We start from the raw sequence: 14,679 nt of genomic DNA on the forward strand, positions 1-14,679 counted from the left end.
ACTGGTTTTCGATTGACCTGAAGTCTACGTGAAAACACTGCCGGAGTTTATAGGGCAACTTGCCGAAATGACGTTTTATTCCGTCATTATGACGGTAACTGCGTCATAATGACAATAAAACTGTAAATATAACGATGCGTGCGTGTGGCACTCACAAGATTCGTGTCATTTTTCCAGGCTGTATGTGTTTTGCGGCATGAACGGGCGCTGGCGTTCAAACTTCTTTGTCAAAACGATAGAGGAGCGGGTGCGTTCCACACCGGGAATGGCTGCAATCTCATCCAGCACTGAATCCAGCTCCTCCAACCGATCCGGCTCTACAATCAGGCACAGATCAAACTCACCAGAGATGGTCAGACAACTGCGGATCTCAGGGTAGGATTCCAGCTGTGTGATCAGCTCGCGTGAGCGTTGCTGGGAGACGGAGAGCATAACCAGCGCCTGCACACGCTTTTCGTCCTGCTGATCACCCAAAATAGCGGTGTAGCCAATGATGATGCCCTTGCGCTCAAGACGGGCAATCCGCTCCTGAACAGTAGAGCGTGCTACGTCCAGACGACGGGCGATGGAAGAAACCGGCTCACGCGCATTCCCTTGCAAAATAGCAATCAGCTTGCGATCCAGTTCGTCCTTTATCTCGGCCATGAGTAGTCCCTATAATTTTTCGTCAATATAACAGCCCTCTCGGCGATTTGGCAGTACTTACCGGCAAAACCAACAAAAATAAGGGGCTATCTCCTTGCAGAACACACTGAATGTTAAACGAAAATGCAGATGTGAGGCTGGAGTTTTACCCTTAACCGGCAAAACCATAAAATTGCCGTTGCACGCGCCAAAACGTAACGTTATAAGATAACAAATCAAATGTAATAGTATAACACTTATGGTGTCGAACGAGTATGAAACATCTTTTCGGGTCAATGAGCGTGCTGGCTGTTCTTTGCAGCAGTTTGAGTGTTCCGGCATTTGCGCAAACGGAAGTCAAGGTGGTGGCGTCCATCAAGCCCATCCACTCCCTCGTTGCAAGCGTTATGGAAGGGGTCGGTACGCCGTCTCTTGTCGTGGATGGCGCTGGGTCTCCCCACACCTACAGTCTGCGCCCCTCTACTGCTCGCAAAATCGCGAATGCTGATGTGGTGTTCTGGGTTGGTCCGCAGATGGAGAGCTTTTTGGAAACGCCGCTGGAAAACCTGGCAGGGTCAGCAACTGTGGTTGATCTGAAAGAAGCCGACGGTCTGAAGCTGCTCCAGTTCCGCGAGGGCGGCAACTTCGAGGAACATGCTGGGGAGGAAGATCATGACGAACATGAGGACCACGACGAGCATGGGGATGACGCTTTTGACATGCATCTCTGGCTAGACCCGCAAAACGCACTGGCCATGCTGACTAAAATCGAGAAAACCCTCGCAAAAGCAGATCCGGCCAATGCGGCAAAATATGCGGCAAATGCTAAGGCGGAAGCTACAGAAATCAAGGCTCTCTCCGCCAAGCTGAAAGAAGATTTGAAACAGCATCAAGGCAAGTCGTTCGTCGTGTTCCACGATGCCTATCGTTACTTCGAAGAAGCCTTTGATCTCAAAGCTGTTGGCTCAGTCACAATCAGCCCGGAAGTACTGCCCGGAGCAAGGCGTCTTTCGCAGGTGCGCGGGAAACTGAAAAATCTTGGCGTGACCTGCGTCTTCTCTGAAGCACAGTTTAACCCCAGAATGGTGGAGGTGCTGAAAGAGGGGACAAACGTAAACACCGCTGAGCTGGACCCACTTGGATCAACACTGGAGGCCGGACCTCAGCTTTACACTCAGCTCCTCAAAGGCATGGGCACTGCTTTTAATGCCTGCCTCACCGAGCAGAGCTAATCTGCTGGTATAAATCTGGTCGCAGGCTCTACATCGTTCCGTCGTCTTCAAGCCTGCGGCTCCACCTCTCCAAAATACCTTCCAACATTTCTCTGTCCTCAGGGGGCAGAACCGCCAGCATTTCCGCTTCCATCTCAAAGTGCTTTGCGGCGGCTTGTTCCACCAATGACTTCCCTTTTTCTGTCAGATGAATCATCAGCGCCCGCCGATCCTCAGGGTTTGGCTTACGACACACCAAGCCCATCTTCTCAAGTTTATCCAACCGGCTTGTCATGGTGCCGGACGTCAGCATACTGGATTTGGAGAGCTCGGTAGGGCGCAGAGCAAATGGCTCCCCGCTACGGCGCAGTGTTGCCAGTACGTCAAAATCACCCGTGGCCAGCCCGAAACTACCAAAATTACCGGAAATGTCCTTGTTGATCATAATGTTGATCCGCATCATCCGCGCAAGAATATGCATCGGTGTGGCATCAACGTCTGGCACTTCTTTTTTCCATTGGCGAACAACCCGCGCAACATGATCTGTCATCTCAGTTCCCAGCAAACAAACAAAAACCGTGTGGTGCTCGTTATATTGCAGATGAATTACTTGAGATCAAGATACTTGACGAGCTTGCGTAGATACCCTAATGATCAGGAAATATTAGCTTGAACTCAAACTAACTCAGGTCAAAGTAAGTGTTCCTTCAACTGCGCACGGCGCTCACCCCGGCCATCTGGGGCACAACCTATGCCGTCACCACCCTATTGTTACCGGGGCAGGATCCGGTCTGGATGGTTGTCTATCGGCTTTTGCCTGCTGGTCTTTTACTGCTGATGTTTGCGCCGGGTCTGCTGTCCTCAAAATGGGCAAAGCGCGCCATGGTCATTGGGCTCACCAACCTTTCCATGATCTTCTTCGTGTTCATCGCAGCATTCCGCCTCCCAAGCGGCATGGCCGGAACGCTCATGGCAACACTACCGCTCCAAATCCTCTTCTACATCTGGATCCTACAAGGCAAAAAACCGGTTCCTCGGCAGCTAATGGCGTCAGTCATTGGCCTATTCGGTGTTAGCCTGCTGCTGCTCGGCGCGGTTGATCTGGACTGGATCGGTATCGGAGCTGCATTGGCTGCGTGTGTCAGCACGTTTACCGGTGTTTACTTGGGCAGCAAATGGGGGCGACCGGAGACCAGCATGGTCACCTATACCGGGTGGCATGTCACTCTGGGCGGCCTCTATGCACTGCCCATCGCTTTTCTGTTCGAGGGGGCAGCTCCAATGCCGGATTGGAATATGGCACTGGCCTTCTTCTGGATCGGAATTTTGGGAATGGGCTGGGCATCCGTGAACTGGCTCAACGGCATCGTGCAGCTCAAACCAACAACCATCGGTTTCTTGTCGCTGGTCAATCCGGTATCAGCCGTGCTCTGTGGTCAGTTGCTGGTTGGGGAACAGTTTGGCCTTCGCCAATGGGTCGGCATTACAATTGTGCTCGGCAGCATCGTCTTTGCGCTCAAAACACCATCCGCTGCGAAAGTTGCAGCCCAAGCAAAAGAAGTCACCGCAACCCCATAAAAGAGTAAGTTGTTTTAGCGCAGGTACGCGATATAAGCGTCCTGCGCTTTTTGCATGGCTTCAACTCTGTCGTTGACATCGCCTTTGCAAACCATACCGTTGTGATGCAGCTCCCACCGCCACGGCCTGCGAAAACCGTCCTTATCTTCCCGGTGAACCCGCATACTCATTTCAGTACTTAAAACGCCCGTTCCCACGCTGTGGTCTGGAACATTCTTCCAAAGTTGCCGCCAATGAAATTTCTTGGACATACTTCTAAAACACCCGATGTTCTTACTATGTTCTCATAATGAGTTGTTTCCCTTAATATTTTCTAAACAAGACGAAAAGGGCGGGTTGAACAGCCCCAAATACGGGTGTTCCAGAGGCAAATTTCATACATTAAAGGGAGGTGGCGATGACCAAGTCGTCGGTATGCATGCGGGGGTCAATAACGAACGTGTTCGCCTCAGAAGCTTGCTTTAAATGCGCAAGGAGAGAACCATGAATGCGTTTCTGGCACATCCATGCATAGCGGGCATCCATTGTCAGGTTAATGCTGGATGTACCTGCACAAAGGATCACGGGCAACACCCGTGATCCTTAAAATCAATTTTCTGAATTTAGAATTTACTGCGCGAGTGCAGCTTTAACCCGTTCTTGAACATCAGCGGAAACCCACTTTGTCCACATATCAGGGTTAGTCTTCAAAAACTCAATTGCAGCATCATCGGTAGTTCCATCAGTGTCCAGCATGTAGGCCAGTCCTTTAGAAACAACAGGGGCAGTCGTTTTGTAGTTGGTCAGGAACTCAACCAGCTGCGGAGCAAGAGCTTGGAATTCGCTGTTAACGTATACATGGGCTGCGGCCAAAGGATAAGCTACGGCTTCCTTAACCAGGCTTGCATCGTCTTCAGCATCCAGCGCGTCCCATACAGCTTTGTTGTATGCTGGCTCTTCAAGTTGCACCATCTCATCACCATACTTGCCCATTACCCAGGTAGGACCCCAGTAATAAAACACGATTGGTCTTTTGCGGCGCATATTTGAATCAATTGTGGCTGCCAATGCCGCACCAGTGCCAGGGCGGAAGTTTACGTAATCATCCAGCAAACCATAGGCGTTCAGCTTTTTGGTGTTGACTATCTCACAACCCCAACCAGCGATACAGTTATAGAAGCGGCCTTTACCTGGCTCTTCAGGGTCAGAAAAAACGTCTTTATACTTAGGAAGATCTGTAACAGACTTAAGGCCCTTGGCAGGCGCATTTTCGCCCTCAACCAGATATTTAGGCACATACCAAGCCTGAGTCACATTATCAAAGTTGATCCCCAGGTTAACATAGTCCCCTTTTGCCTCTCCTTTTGCTAACGCTTCACCCACGTTAACCGGCCAGGCTTCCATGAACACATCGATGTCGCCACGGGCCAAACCGTTGAGGAGCGGAATGGTTGATCCCGGAATGCTATCCGTTTCACAGCCATAACCGTTCTTAATGATGAAGCTGGCAACCGAATTACTAAAAGCGGTGGAATCAAGATCCACGCCAGCAAACACAACAGGACGATCAATTTCACAGGCAGGAGCGTCAGCAGCAGATGCTTCTATCGCACCAAACGGGAGAGCAAAGGCAAGAGTTGCAATTGCGAATTTGTAATTAAGCACAGAATGTCTCCTAGTTAAAACCTAGCTGCTATCTGGCCCGAATGAAAAACTGAGATATACAGCTTATCGTTCGGGCCAATTGCAGAGGGAATTAGTCAGCAAGTAAAATTAATCGAAATTAGACCTGCCAAATTTTCGCGAAACATAGATATTCTCATTCATTTGTCAATATAAATTATTTATAGTTAATGTTGTTCAGTAGAATAACTGAATTTATTATTACGCATAATCTAAGTAATAGTTGAGATATTATGTATTATACTCAAGTTTAATGTATAAAATTGCCTCAGTAAGTAAAATAAATTTTCAGTAAGTTAGTGTGTTGTGTTTACTGCATATGTTGATATTTCCGGCGTTCCCAATGCAAGGCGCATTGATGAGCACTGACATATTGCCCGGAGCATGTTGGTCCTTCCGCATATTCATGTGGGCCTGAATGATCTGACCCCCAAGCGAAGACTTTACTCAGGTACGGGTTAATCCGATGTTCAAGAACGAACTTGTTCGCCCCAGAGGCTCGCTTCAAATGCGCAAAGTGAGATCATTGAATTCGTTTCTGGAGCATCCACATAGCGGGCACCCATTATCAGGTTAAAGCCGGAGGTACCCGTACAGAAGACAACCATGCCGCTGCGTTTAGCAACAGGTATCGACACTGGGAGTGTTGCCTCACCTGAGTGTTCGAACACCATGCCAACATCATTACCCTTACCGGTAATATCCCAAATCGCCTTATCAAACTTGAGGGCCCTTTGGGTCCATTTGTCAAATTCAAGCCAGTTAACCTTTGGCAGCTGCACCCAACCATCAACTGCACACCAAAACCGAGAAAGGCTGAAACTGGAAACGATCTAGTGATCACTGCCAAAGGGCCAAAACATCGGACCTAACCCATATGAGCAGAAGAAGAGGAAGTAGGCGCCGATCATTCGAAACAGATCCAGCTTATAAAGAGCAAGGGCGGCCTCGTAGAACGCGGAAGCACTAAAAACCATAAGAACTAGTGCCAGCACCAGCCGTACACCAATAATGAGGATTTCTTTAAAAGCTGGACCGGAAGAAGCCGGTTGTGTCTTGCTGCTATCCATAGATCACGGGCCTTATTCGCATGGTTGGATATTTACACCCAAAGCTATCAGAGAGAGCCTTCACACTCACCCCACAATCTCGTGTTGGTGAGAAGGCTTTCCCCGCATTGGCTTTCAGCATCATCAGCCTATTTTGCCTCTTATCCTCATCGATAACTGAGAGTATGAAAAAAGTTCCTAATGCACATGTGTGAGATTAATTACACCTAATTATTAGGAGTTTCTCCTGTTTGCAGCGTTTTATCGAACTTCAATACCAAGGTCTGTGCAAGAGGATCAGCTTGCCCAACAACTAGGTGTTTTCATTTATGTGCGTAGGTATTTTGAGTTGAGAAGACGGCAAAAAGTCAAATATATATAACCAAATTTGCGAATAATCCCTCTATTTTACAATCAGCGTACGTTTCATTACATATTTTGAACTTATTTATGTTTATTTAAGTTATATAAAGTTGACCATTTATAGTTCAAGATGTTAAACGAAACTAACGAAATTGATAAAATGTTTTCGCAGATGGCTCGGGCATAACCAGGGGCAGTCACTCTGATCGGGATAACTAGGGAGTTGGAGAATTTGTCAAAAATAACAGATGAAACCAAGGAGGGTATGGTTGCTTGGAGGCACCATATTCATCGAAATCCTGAAACAGGGTTTGATGTACACAAAACAGCTCATTATGTTGCCGGTCTACTTGCTGGTTGGGGTATTGAAGTACACACAAAAGTTGGTGTTAGCGGCGTAGTCGGAGTCCTGAAAAAAGGTGACAGCGAGAAATCAATTGCCTTGCGCGCTGATTTAGATGCCCTGCCAATCCAGGAAATGAACCAGTTCGAGCATCGTTCTTGTGTTGACTCCAAAATGCACGGGTGTGGTCATGACGGCCATACTGCAATGCTTCTGGGTGCAGCTCAACACCTGGCGAAGCATGGTGATTTTGACGGAACCGTATACTTCATTTTCCAACCAGATGAAGAGTATGGCAAAGGCGCTTTATGCATGATCAAGGATGGTCTGTTTGAACGTTTCCCCGCTCAAGAAATTTACGGCATGCACAACGTGCCAGGTCTCGGCCTAGGGAAAATTACGCTTCGCCAGGGCGGGACAATGGCAAGTGAGACTTTATTTGAGATCAATATTGTGGGCAAAGGTGGTCACGCCTCTTCACCTCACCGCATAAACGACCCTGTGGTGATCGCAGCTCAAGTCATACAAAGTTTGCAAACGATAGTTTCGCGCTCTGTTGACCCTCTAGATGCGGTTGTTGTCTCTGTTACTGAAGTCATCACTGATGGTGCACGTAACGTCGTACCAACAAACATCTCCATTAAGGGCGATTACCGCACGTTTAGTGATGAAAACGTGGCGCTTGTAAAAAGGCGTATGGAAGAATTAGCTACCGGCATTTGCGCAGCATCGAATGCGGTTGGTGAAGTTAAAACATCGACTGAGTTCCTCGTTACTTTCAACGCGGAAGAACAGACCAAAGTAGCTACAGCAGCAGCGATTGCGACTGTTGGTGCTGAGAATGTTGAAACTAACTGTGCGCCGAAGAGCTTTTCTGAAGACTTTGCACACCTGCAGAGACAGGCGCCGGGTTGTTATGTATTTATTGGAAATGGCACTGAGGGCCAGTATGCAAACATGCTGCATAATCCAGAATACGACTTTAACGATCAGGCTCTGCAAGTTGGTGCTAGCTACTGGGTAGAGCTAGCCGAACAACGCTTAACAAAATAAACAAAAATTTACTGGATATACTGGAATATACCATGGAAATCATCCAATGGCTTAACTCAATTTTTTGGGGTTACTTAGTTGCATCTGTGCTGCTGGGCTCCGGAATCTACTTTGCAATTAAATTACAGCTACCACAGGTTCGCTATTTTAGCAGTCTCATTCGCAACCTTAAAGACGGACGCAAGTCTGATGGTGGCGTTTCTGGCTTCTCTGCGCTTTGTGCAGCATTAGGTGGCCAGGTCGGTACAGGCAGCCTCGTGGGCGTAGCTGCAGCTCTGGCTTCTGGTGGGCCAGGCGCGATCTTCTGGATGTGGATGACTGCCATCCTGGGTATGGGCGTTGCTTTCTGTGAAGCCATCCTTGCTCAGCTGTTCCGTAAGAGCAACGGAGATGGAACATACCGTGGCGGTCCAGCCTATTACATGTCTTACGGCATGAATAACAAGATACTAGCTATGTGTTTCTCAGCTAGTATCATCATCGGTATTGGTGTTTTCTATGTAATGATCCAGGGTAACTCAATTGCACTCGCTGCAACTGGTGTTATGGACATTAACCCAATTACTGGCGGTGTTATCCTCTGTGGACTTGTTGCTGCAGTAACCTTCGGTGGTATCAAGCGTCTTGCAGATGTGGCAACTTACCTTGTTCCCGCAATGGCGGCAATCTACATCTTGTTGACATTGTTCATCATTTTGTCCAACTTTACGATGATCGACGATGTATTCTTCCTGATTATCGAACAGGCGTTTAACTTTGACGCTGCTGCAGGTGGTGTTACAGGTTCTACAATCGTATTGGCATTCCGCTATGGTATTGCTCGCGGTCTGTTTTCCAATGATGCTGGTAACGGTACAGCACCAAGCATGCACGCAACTGCACAAGTTAAGCACCCTGTAAACCAGGGCATGTCTGCAATGCTGGGCGTATTCTTTACAACCATTATCGTATGTACATGTACTGCATTCACAATCCTGATCACAGGCGCTCTGGATTCAGGTGAATCAGGTATTCTTCTTACTCAGAAGACATTTGACATTGCGTTTGGCGACTTTGGCAAGTTTGTAGTGTTCGCAGCAATTTTCTTGTTCAGTTTCACAACACTGCTTGCTGATATTTACTACGGTGAGGTTAACCTTCAGTGGTTCTCTAATAAAAAATTCATCGTAACTGGATATCGCATACTAGCGTGTGGACTAATTATCATTAGTACGCTCATCCCTGTGTCTGCTTTGTGGGATCTAATCGATTTTGCTTCAGCATTCATGGTGTTCTTCAACGTTGTCGCACTTGTCTTCTTGCTTAAATACGTGAAATACGTTGTAGCAAACTACGACCGTCAGAAGAAAAATGGTGTTGAACTACCTGAATGGGATTACAACATCGATATTACGAAAGTAGAACTATCCGGTTCTGATATCGAAAGTAAACCTTCGGTACAAGCCTCCTAAAAAGAGAGCCCCGGGTTCTCCCGGGGCTCTGCCTTTGATGATCTACTAGCCACATCCCTACAAAGATTTCATCCAGCCACAAAAATTTTGGTTAACTAAATTAGATTTTGAGATCGAATGGTGCCATGAATAGTATTTCAGATATTTCAATCTGGCCAGAATAAGTGATGATTTGCATATTTCGTAATTACAAAAATGAACTTTGTATTATAAAATTTGAATTCAACAATACTAATTATTTCTTGGATAAACGCAGGTCCTAGAAGGAACTGAGAGAGAGTGACATGTTCGACCTTAAAGATCTCACAACCGTAGAAGGTCTCTTTGAAGACGATGATGATCGTCTGGCAAATTACTTTCGTATTGCGGAAACAGTAGCGGACCTAATCGGTCCTCACTGTGAGGTTGTGGTCCATTCTCTTAAGAACTTTGAGACGTCTGTTGCGAAGATCGTCAACGGGCATATGACCGGCAGGCAGGTGGGGTCTCCTATTACAGATATGGGGCTGCGGATGCTGCGTATCTATCAGGAAACCGGCAATCTGACGCCTAAGGCCTACTTCACGCACAATGCGGATGGTCAGCTGCTTAAGTCTGCAACGACTGTTATTTTGGGCACCTCCGGTAAGCCCATTGGGCTGTTTTGCCTAAACATCAATTTGTCGCTGCCCTTCTCGGAAATCATCAAGACATTTTCTCCAGACGCAGCTGAAGTTGCAGCTAAAATTACGCCGGAACGTTTCAGTCCGAATGCGACCGAAGTCATTTTGGGCGCACTGGAGCAAGCGGCCAAGGATGTTGCCGCCGATCCGTCTGTGACGCAGAAAGCCAAAAACAAAGCCATTACAAAACTGCTTCTTGAACAAGATATTTTCGAATTTAAAGAAGCGACTGTACTTGTTGCCGAAAACCTCGGGATTACGCGTCATGCGATCTACAAGTACATCCGAGAATCCAAACCACAGCTCACCAATAAAGAGTAAGTAAAAATGAAAAAAGTAATCCAAACTGAAAATGCACCTGCTGCCATCGGACCTTATTCTCAGGGCACTATCCTGGAAAATTTAGTTTTCACATCCGGTCAGCTGCCGCTGGATCCTGCAACAATGGCGTTTCCAGAAGGTGGCATCACCGAACAGGCTAAGATGTCTCTGGCAAACCTGAAAGCTGTATTGGAAGCGGCTGGTGCTGGCATTGATAGCGTTGTGAAAACAACATGCTTCCTTGCAAAAATGGAAGACTTTGCTGCCTTCAACGACGTTTACACCGAAGTCTTCGGTACACAATCAGCTCCAGCACGCTCTTGCATTCAGGCAGGCCGCTTGCCGAAAGATGCTTTGGTTGAAGTTGAAGCAATCGCTTACATCAAATAATCAGCCTTGCACTGTATTTGCCGCGGTCTGAGGGTATCCTCCCTTGCCTGATGACTGCGGCATCCCCCCACCCACACAAAAGCCGTTGAAGAGACCAAGATGCTTAAATCGCGTAGCAACCGTTTCCGTACGGGTGAAACCAGCCCCCTATTTACCGCTGAAATTGCCCAGAATGCGCGCAAGTTCCATAGCCAGATTGAAGGCTATGAGCCGACCCCTTTGACGAGCTTGCCGGCTTTGGCAGCTGCTCTGGGCGTGAAGGGTATTTATGTCAAGGATGAATCCTACCGTTTTGGCCTGAACGCGTTCAAAGTCCTTGGCGGCTCCTATGCGCTTGGACGTTTGCTCGCCAAAAAGCTGGATCTGGATATCTGCGAGATTGACCTGAAGACTGTCTCCGAGAAATTCGAAAAGCCGATGGTCTTCGCAACTGCGACAGCAGGCAACCACGGTACCGGTGTTGCTTGGGCGGCGCGTGCTATGGGTCAAAAAGCTGTTGTTTACATGCCGAAGGGGTCGCCTCAGGCGGCTGTGGAGCGCATTCGCGGTTTGGGTGCAGACTGCATTGTGACTGCAGTGAATTACGATAACACCGTTCGTATTGCCAACAAAACGGCAGAGGAAAACGGATGGGAGCTTGTGCAGGATACGGCTTGGGATGGGTATGAGGAAATTCCAACCTGGATTTCTCAGGGCTACATGACCATGGCTGGTGAAGCAGCCGACCAACTTGCCAAGCTGGATGTTTCCGTGCCGACCCATGTGATGTTGCAGGCCGGCGTTGGTGCTATGGCTGGCGGTGTATTGGGCTACCTTGCAGATGCTTATGGCTCGGACAAATTTACCTCTATAATCAGCGAACCGCGCACTGCTGATTGTCTTTACCGTTCTGTTTCCAGTGAAACTGGTGAAATGACGTCTGTTGAGGGAGATCTCTCCTCCATTATGGCTGGTCTTGCCTGTGGTGAGCCAAACCCAATCACATGGCCAATCCTGAGAGATTGCGGTGACCACTTTGCTTCAGCAACTGATAATGTTGCAGCAACCGGTATGCGCATTCTTGGCAACCCGCTCCACGGTGATGCTGCGATCACTGGTGGCGAATCCGGCGCCCTCAACATTGGGCTGCTGTATGCGCTGAAGTCTAAAGAAGAGTTTGCAGAGATTGCCAAGGAAATGGACCTTAGCAAAGAGTCCGTGGTTCTGATTTTTAATACTGAGGGGGATACCAACCCTGAGCGCTACAGAAAAATCGTCTGGGAAGGCGCTTTACCTCTTTAATCCCAGAGACACTAAACACCTCAAAGCAGGGCCTCGGCTCTGCTTTTTTTTTAGTAAATTTTACTTCTTGGAAAACCGAAACACTCCACAGTCCCAAGCGCACTATGTTTGCTGCCGAAAAAACGCCAAATAGGAAATAATATATGTTTGGAGGTTAGCGTCGCGTAGTCGAACAGTACCCAGGACTATGACCTCGGAGGTGCTTCCTGGTCTTGCCACGCTTGCGTTCCGGGCTTTAGGCAGCCTTTCGTTCGAAGGCCAAGGGACTTTTCCGATCTGGTGAAGAATGCCGCCGTCACCTACTCAGTTCTGCGATCGCATGTTGCTCTCGGATGGTCTCCAGAACTTGGGATTTTGTACGTCCAATGTTTTTGTTGTGATCTTCGATATATCGCTTTATTACGTCCCCTAGAGTCTTCGAGGGTTTTTGGGCGCGTTCTAGCCCCTCTGGAAGCGATAATTCGGTTTCTCGTTTGTTGAGCCATGTTTGGGCTGCCCGCTTGCGGGAAAAGACCTTACTCTCTCGGTGGACGATTTTACCCTTACGCTTGATTAGTATCTGTGCGCAATGTGAGGTGCTGCCGTCTTTGCGTGGTCTTGAGACTATGGTGCCCATCGGTACGAATTGCCTTTTTTCAGTACGAATTATTCGTACCACAAGGGCTGTGATAGTCAAGAATGAGCCGATAACGGTACGACTTGAGCAGGGTCTTAGGAATGTTAAATGACTGAAACAACTAAAAAACTCTATGATATCAATCAGTCGGTGTTTGCAGTCGCACCGATGCTTGATTGGACGGATCGGCATTGCCGGGCGTATCATCGAATGCTCTCAGACAAGTCTTTGCTGTATACCGAGATGGTCACCACTGGCGCCTTAATCCATGGCGACAAGGAACGACATCTGCGGTTCTCAAAGCAGGAGCAGCCGGTTGCCTGTCAGCTGGGCGGATCTGATCCCAAACTGCTAGCCGAGTGCGCCAAGATGGTTGAGGACTGGGGCTATGACGAGGTCAATCTCAACGTTGGCTGCCCGTCAGACCGTGTTCAGTCTGGCAAATTTGGTGCATGTCTCATGCTTGAGCCAAAGCTCGTTGCTGAGTGTATCGCTGCCATGAAGGATGTCGTCTCCATCCCGGTCACCACCAAATGCCGTATTGGTGTGGATGATCAGGACCCTGAAGAGGCGCTCAATGCATTGGCGGATAACGTCATTGCAGCAGGGACCGATGCGCTTTGGGTCCACGCCCGTAAAGCATGGCTGAAAGGCCTCAGCCCAAAAGAAAACCGTGATGTGCCGCCACTGGATTATGAGCTGGTGTACCGCTTGAAAGAGCGTCTGCCGAATGTCTTCATTGGCGTCAATGGCGGCGTTGCCACACTGGAAGAAACTGCCACGCATCTGGAAAAGCTGGACGGCGTTATGATGGGCCGCGCGGCCTATCAAAACCCGATGCTGCTGGCAGAAATAGACCGAGTTGTTTATGGCCAAGACAAAATTGCACTGACTCCGGTTGAAGCTATGGCGGCCTACCGTGCTTACATAGAGGACGAACTGACAGCTGGAACAAGACTGGCGTCTATTACGCGCCATATTTTGGGAACATACCAAGGCGTTCCCGGTGCCCGTCATTTCCGCCGTATTATGACGGTGGAAGCCAATAAGGCAGGCGCTGGCATTGAAGTGCTGGAGGAAGCACTTGCCGCCGTATCACATCATCAAAGCGTCATGCTGGCTGCACGAGAGCAGCAAGAGGGTGCGCTAACCTAATTTATCTTTGGAATTGAGGAGGGGGCAGCATGGACTTTATTTCAACGTCTATGCTGGGGTTCGCAGCTGCATTGATTGCATCTGGAGCGCTGGCAGGGTTTCTGGCTGGGTTATTTGGCATCGGGGGCGGTGCGATCCTCGTTCCCATTCTGGTCACCATCGTAACTGCCATTGGTGTGGACCCGGATGTGGTGGTCCATGTGTCCGTGGCAACATCCCTTGGTGTGATTGTTCCTACGTCTTTGCGTTCGTTTTTCGCCCATAAAAAGAAGGGCGCCGTTGATATGGCGTTGCTGAAGAGCTGGATCATACCGGTGCCCATCGGTGTTTTTCTGGCCTCCTACGTTGCTGCTTTGGTTTCCGGTGATACGCTCAAGGGCATCTTCACATTCATCGCGTTTGTGGTTGCCATGCGGATGCTGTTCAATCGCGAAAGCTGGAAGCTGGGCAAAGACATCCCGGGAAACCCAACGCGCGCGCTCATCGGCGTTTTGATCGGGTTCTTCTCCACCCTCATGGGAATTGGCGGGGGCGTTATGAACAACACATTCATGACCCTGTTTGGCCGTCCGATCCATCAGGCCGTGGCAACATCTTCTGGCGTGGGCATTCTTATTTCCATACCCGCAGTTTTCGGCATGATTGCAGCGGGTTGGGGCGTGCCGGACCTGCCGCCATTCTCCGTCGGCTATGTCAACCTGCTGGGCGTTGCGCTGATTATCCCAATCACTGTCTTTATGGCTCCATATGGCGCTCATTTTGCGCACAAACTGCCAAAGAGAAAGCTGGAGGTCGGCTTCGGTGTCTTTCTGCTGATCGTCTGCGCACGCTTCGCCTATAGCCTGCTGTAAACGCAGGAACTCCAATCAATAAAAGCCGCTGAGCATCTCTGTCCAGCGGCTTACAAATTAACGGCAATC

14 protein-coding genes and 2 pseudogenes are annotated in these 14,679 nt (G+C 48.8%); 9 read left to right on the forward strand and 7 right to left on the reverse strand.

Annotated features, from left to right (window positions below; all coding sequences use genetic code 11):
* Positions 1–165: 165 nt before the first annotated feature.
* Positions 166–645 (reverse strand): Lrp/AsnC family transcriptional regulator, encoded by a 480-nt coding sequence (locus tag BLS62_RS09085; protein ID WP_093179644.1) that lies wholly within the window; start codon positions 643–645, stop codon positions 166–168.
* A 254-nt stretch (positions 646–899) separates the two neighbouring features.
* Here BLS62_RS09085 and BLS62_RS09090 point away from each other — a divergent pair, with 254 nt between their 5' ends.
* On the forward strand, positions 900–1,856 hold the full coding sequence (locus tag BLS62_RS09090; RefSeq protein ID WP_093179646.1) for a zinc ABC transporter substrate-binding protein ZnuA: 957 nt from the start codon (positions 900–902) through the stop codon (positions 1,854–1,856).
* Between the two features lie 28 nt (positions 1,857–1,884).
* On the opposite strand, the gene BLS62_RS09095 is transcribed toward BLS62_RS09090, so the two are convergent.
* Entirely contained in the window at positions 1,885–2,385 is a 501-nt protein-coding gene (locus BLS62_RS09095) for a MarR family winged helix-turn-helix transcriptional regulator (RefSeq protein ID WP_093179649.1), read from the reverse strand.
* 149 nt (positions 2,386–2,534) lie between these two features.
* Here BLS62_RS09095 and BLS62_RS09100 point away from each other — a divergent pair, with 149 nt between their 5' ends.
* A complete protein-coding gene (locus BLS62_RS09100; RefSeq protein ID WP_093179652.1) occupies positions 2,535–3,413 on the forward strand; it encodes a DMT family transporter in 879 nt (292 codons plus the stop codon).
* Between the two features lie 14 nt (positions 3,414–3,427).
* Here the strand turns inward: BLS62_RS09100 and BLS62_RS09105 are convergent, their stop codons facing one another.
* From BLS62_RS09105 to BLS62_RS09125, 5 genes and pseudogenes are all read right to left on the reverse strand, one after another.
* Positions 3,428–3,664 (reverse strand): hypothetical protein, encoded by a 237-nt coding sequence (locus tag BLS62_RS09105; protein WP_093179655.1) that lies wholly within the window; start codon positions 3,662–3,664, stop codon positions 3,428–3,430.
* Positions 3,665–3,830: 166 nt separating this feature from the next.
* Positions 3,831–3,977: pseudogene (locus BLS62_RS09110) on the reverse strand (crotonyl-CoA carboxylase/reductase); the annotation flags it as partial.
* Between the two features lie 45 nt (positions 3,978–4,022).
* The gene (locus BLS62_RS09115; protein ID WP_093179660.1) at positions 4,023–5,057 is read right to left on the reverse strand and encodes an ABC transporter substrate-binding protein; all 1,035 of its coding nucleotides are present in this window, start codon (positions 5,055–5,057) and stop codon (positions 4,023–4,025) included.
* A 306-nt stretch (positions 5,058–5,363) separates the two neighbouring features.
* Positions 5,364–5,860 (reverse strand): annotated as a pseudogene (locus BLS62_RS09120) (crotonyl-CoA carboxylase/reductase); the annotation flags it as partial.
* A 48-nt stretch (positions 5,861–5,908) separates the two neighbouring features.
* Positions 5,909–6,145 carry a hypothetical protein gene (locus tag BLS62_RS09125; protein ID WP_093179663.1) on the reverse strand — a complete coding sequence of 79 codons (237 nt, stop codon included), beginning with the start codon at positions 6,143–6,145 and terminating at the stop codon, positions 5,909–5,911.
* A 565-nt stretch (positions 6,146–6,710) separates the two neighbouring features.
* Here BLS62_RS09125 and BLS62_RS09130 point away from each other — a divergent pair.
* From BLS62_RS09130 to BLS62_RS09165, 7 genes are all read left to right on the forward strand, one after another.
* Entirely contained in the window at positions 6,711–7,883 is a 1,173-nt protein-coding gene (locus tag BLS62_RS09130) for an amidohydrolase (RefSeq protein WP_244283569.1), read from the forward strand.
* A gap of 32 nt (positions 7,884–7,915) precedes the next feature.
* Positions 7,916–9,334 (forward strand): alanine/glycine:cation symporter family protein, encoded by a 1,419-nt coding sequence (locus BLS62_RS09135; RefSeq protein ID WP_093179665.1) that lies wholly within the window; start codon positions 7,916–7,918, stop codon positions 9,332–9,334.
* 284 nt (positions 9,335–9,618) lie between these two features.
* A complete protein-coding gene (locus BLS62_RS09140) occupies positions 9,619–10,317 on the forward strand; it encodes a helix-turn-helix transcriptional regulator (RefSeq protein ID WP_093179668.1) in 699 nt (232 codons plus the stop codon).
* Positions 10,318–10,323: 6 nt separating this feature from the next.
* Positions 10,324–10,707: a RidA family protein gene (locus BLS62_RS09145; protein ID WP_093179670.1), complete on the forward strand. Its 384-nt coding sequence runs from the start codon at positions 10,324–10,326 to the stop codon at positions 10,705–10,707.
* A 99-nt stretch (positions 10,708–10,806) separates the two neighbouring features.
* Complete coding sequence (gene dpaL, locus BLS62_RS09150) at positions 10,807–11,988, forward strand: diaminopropionate ammonia-lyase (RefSeq protein WP_093179673.1); 1,182 nt, start codon at positions 10,807–10,809, stop codon at positions 11,986–11,988.
* A gap of 724 nt (positions 11,989–12,712) precedes the next feature.
* Positions 12,713–13,759 carry a tRNA dihydrouridine(20/20a) synthase DusA gene (dusA, locus tag BLS62_RS09160; RefSeq protein WP_093179678.1) on the forward strand — a complete coding sequence of 349 codons (1,047 nt, stop codon included), beginning with the start codon at positions 12,713–12,715 and terminating at the stop codon, positions 13,757–13,759.
* A 29-nt stretch (positions 13,760–13,788) separates the two neighbouring features.
* Positions 13,789–14,610, forward strand: a complete 822-nt coding sequence (locus BLS62_RS09165; protein WP_093179681.1) for a sulfite exporter TauE/SafE family protein — start codon at positions 13,789–13,791, stop codon at positions 14,608–14,610.
* Positions 14,611–14,679 lie beyond the last annotated feature (69 nt).

It is taken from the genome of Pseudovibrio sp. Tun.PSC04-5.I4 (assembly GCF_900104145.1).
Classification (GTDB): Bacteria; Pseudomonadota; Alphaproteobacteria; order Rhizobiales; family Stappiaceae; genus Pseudovibrio.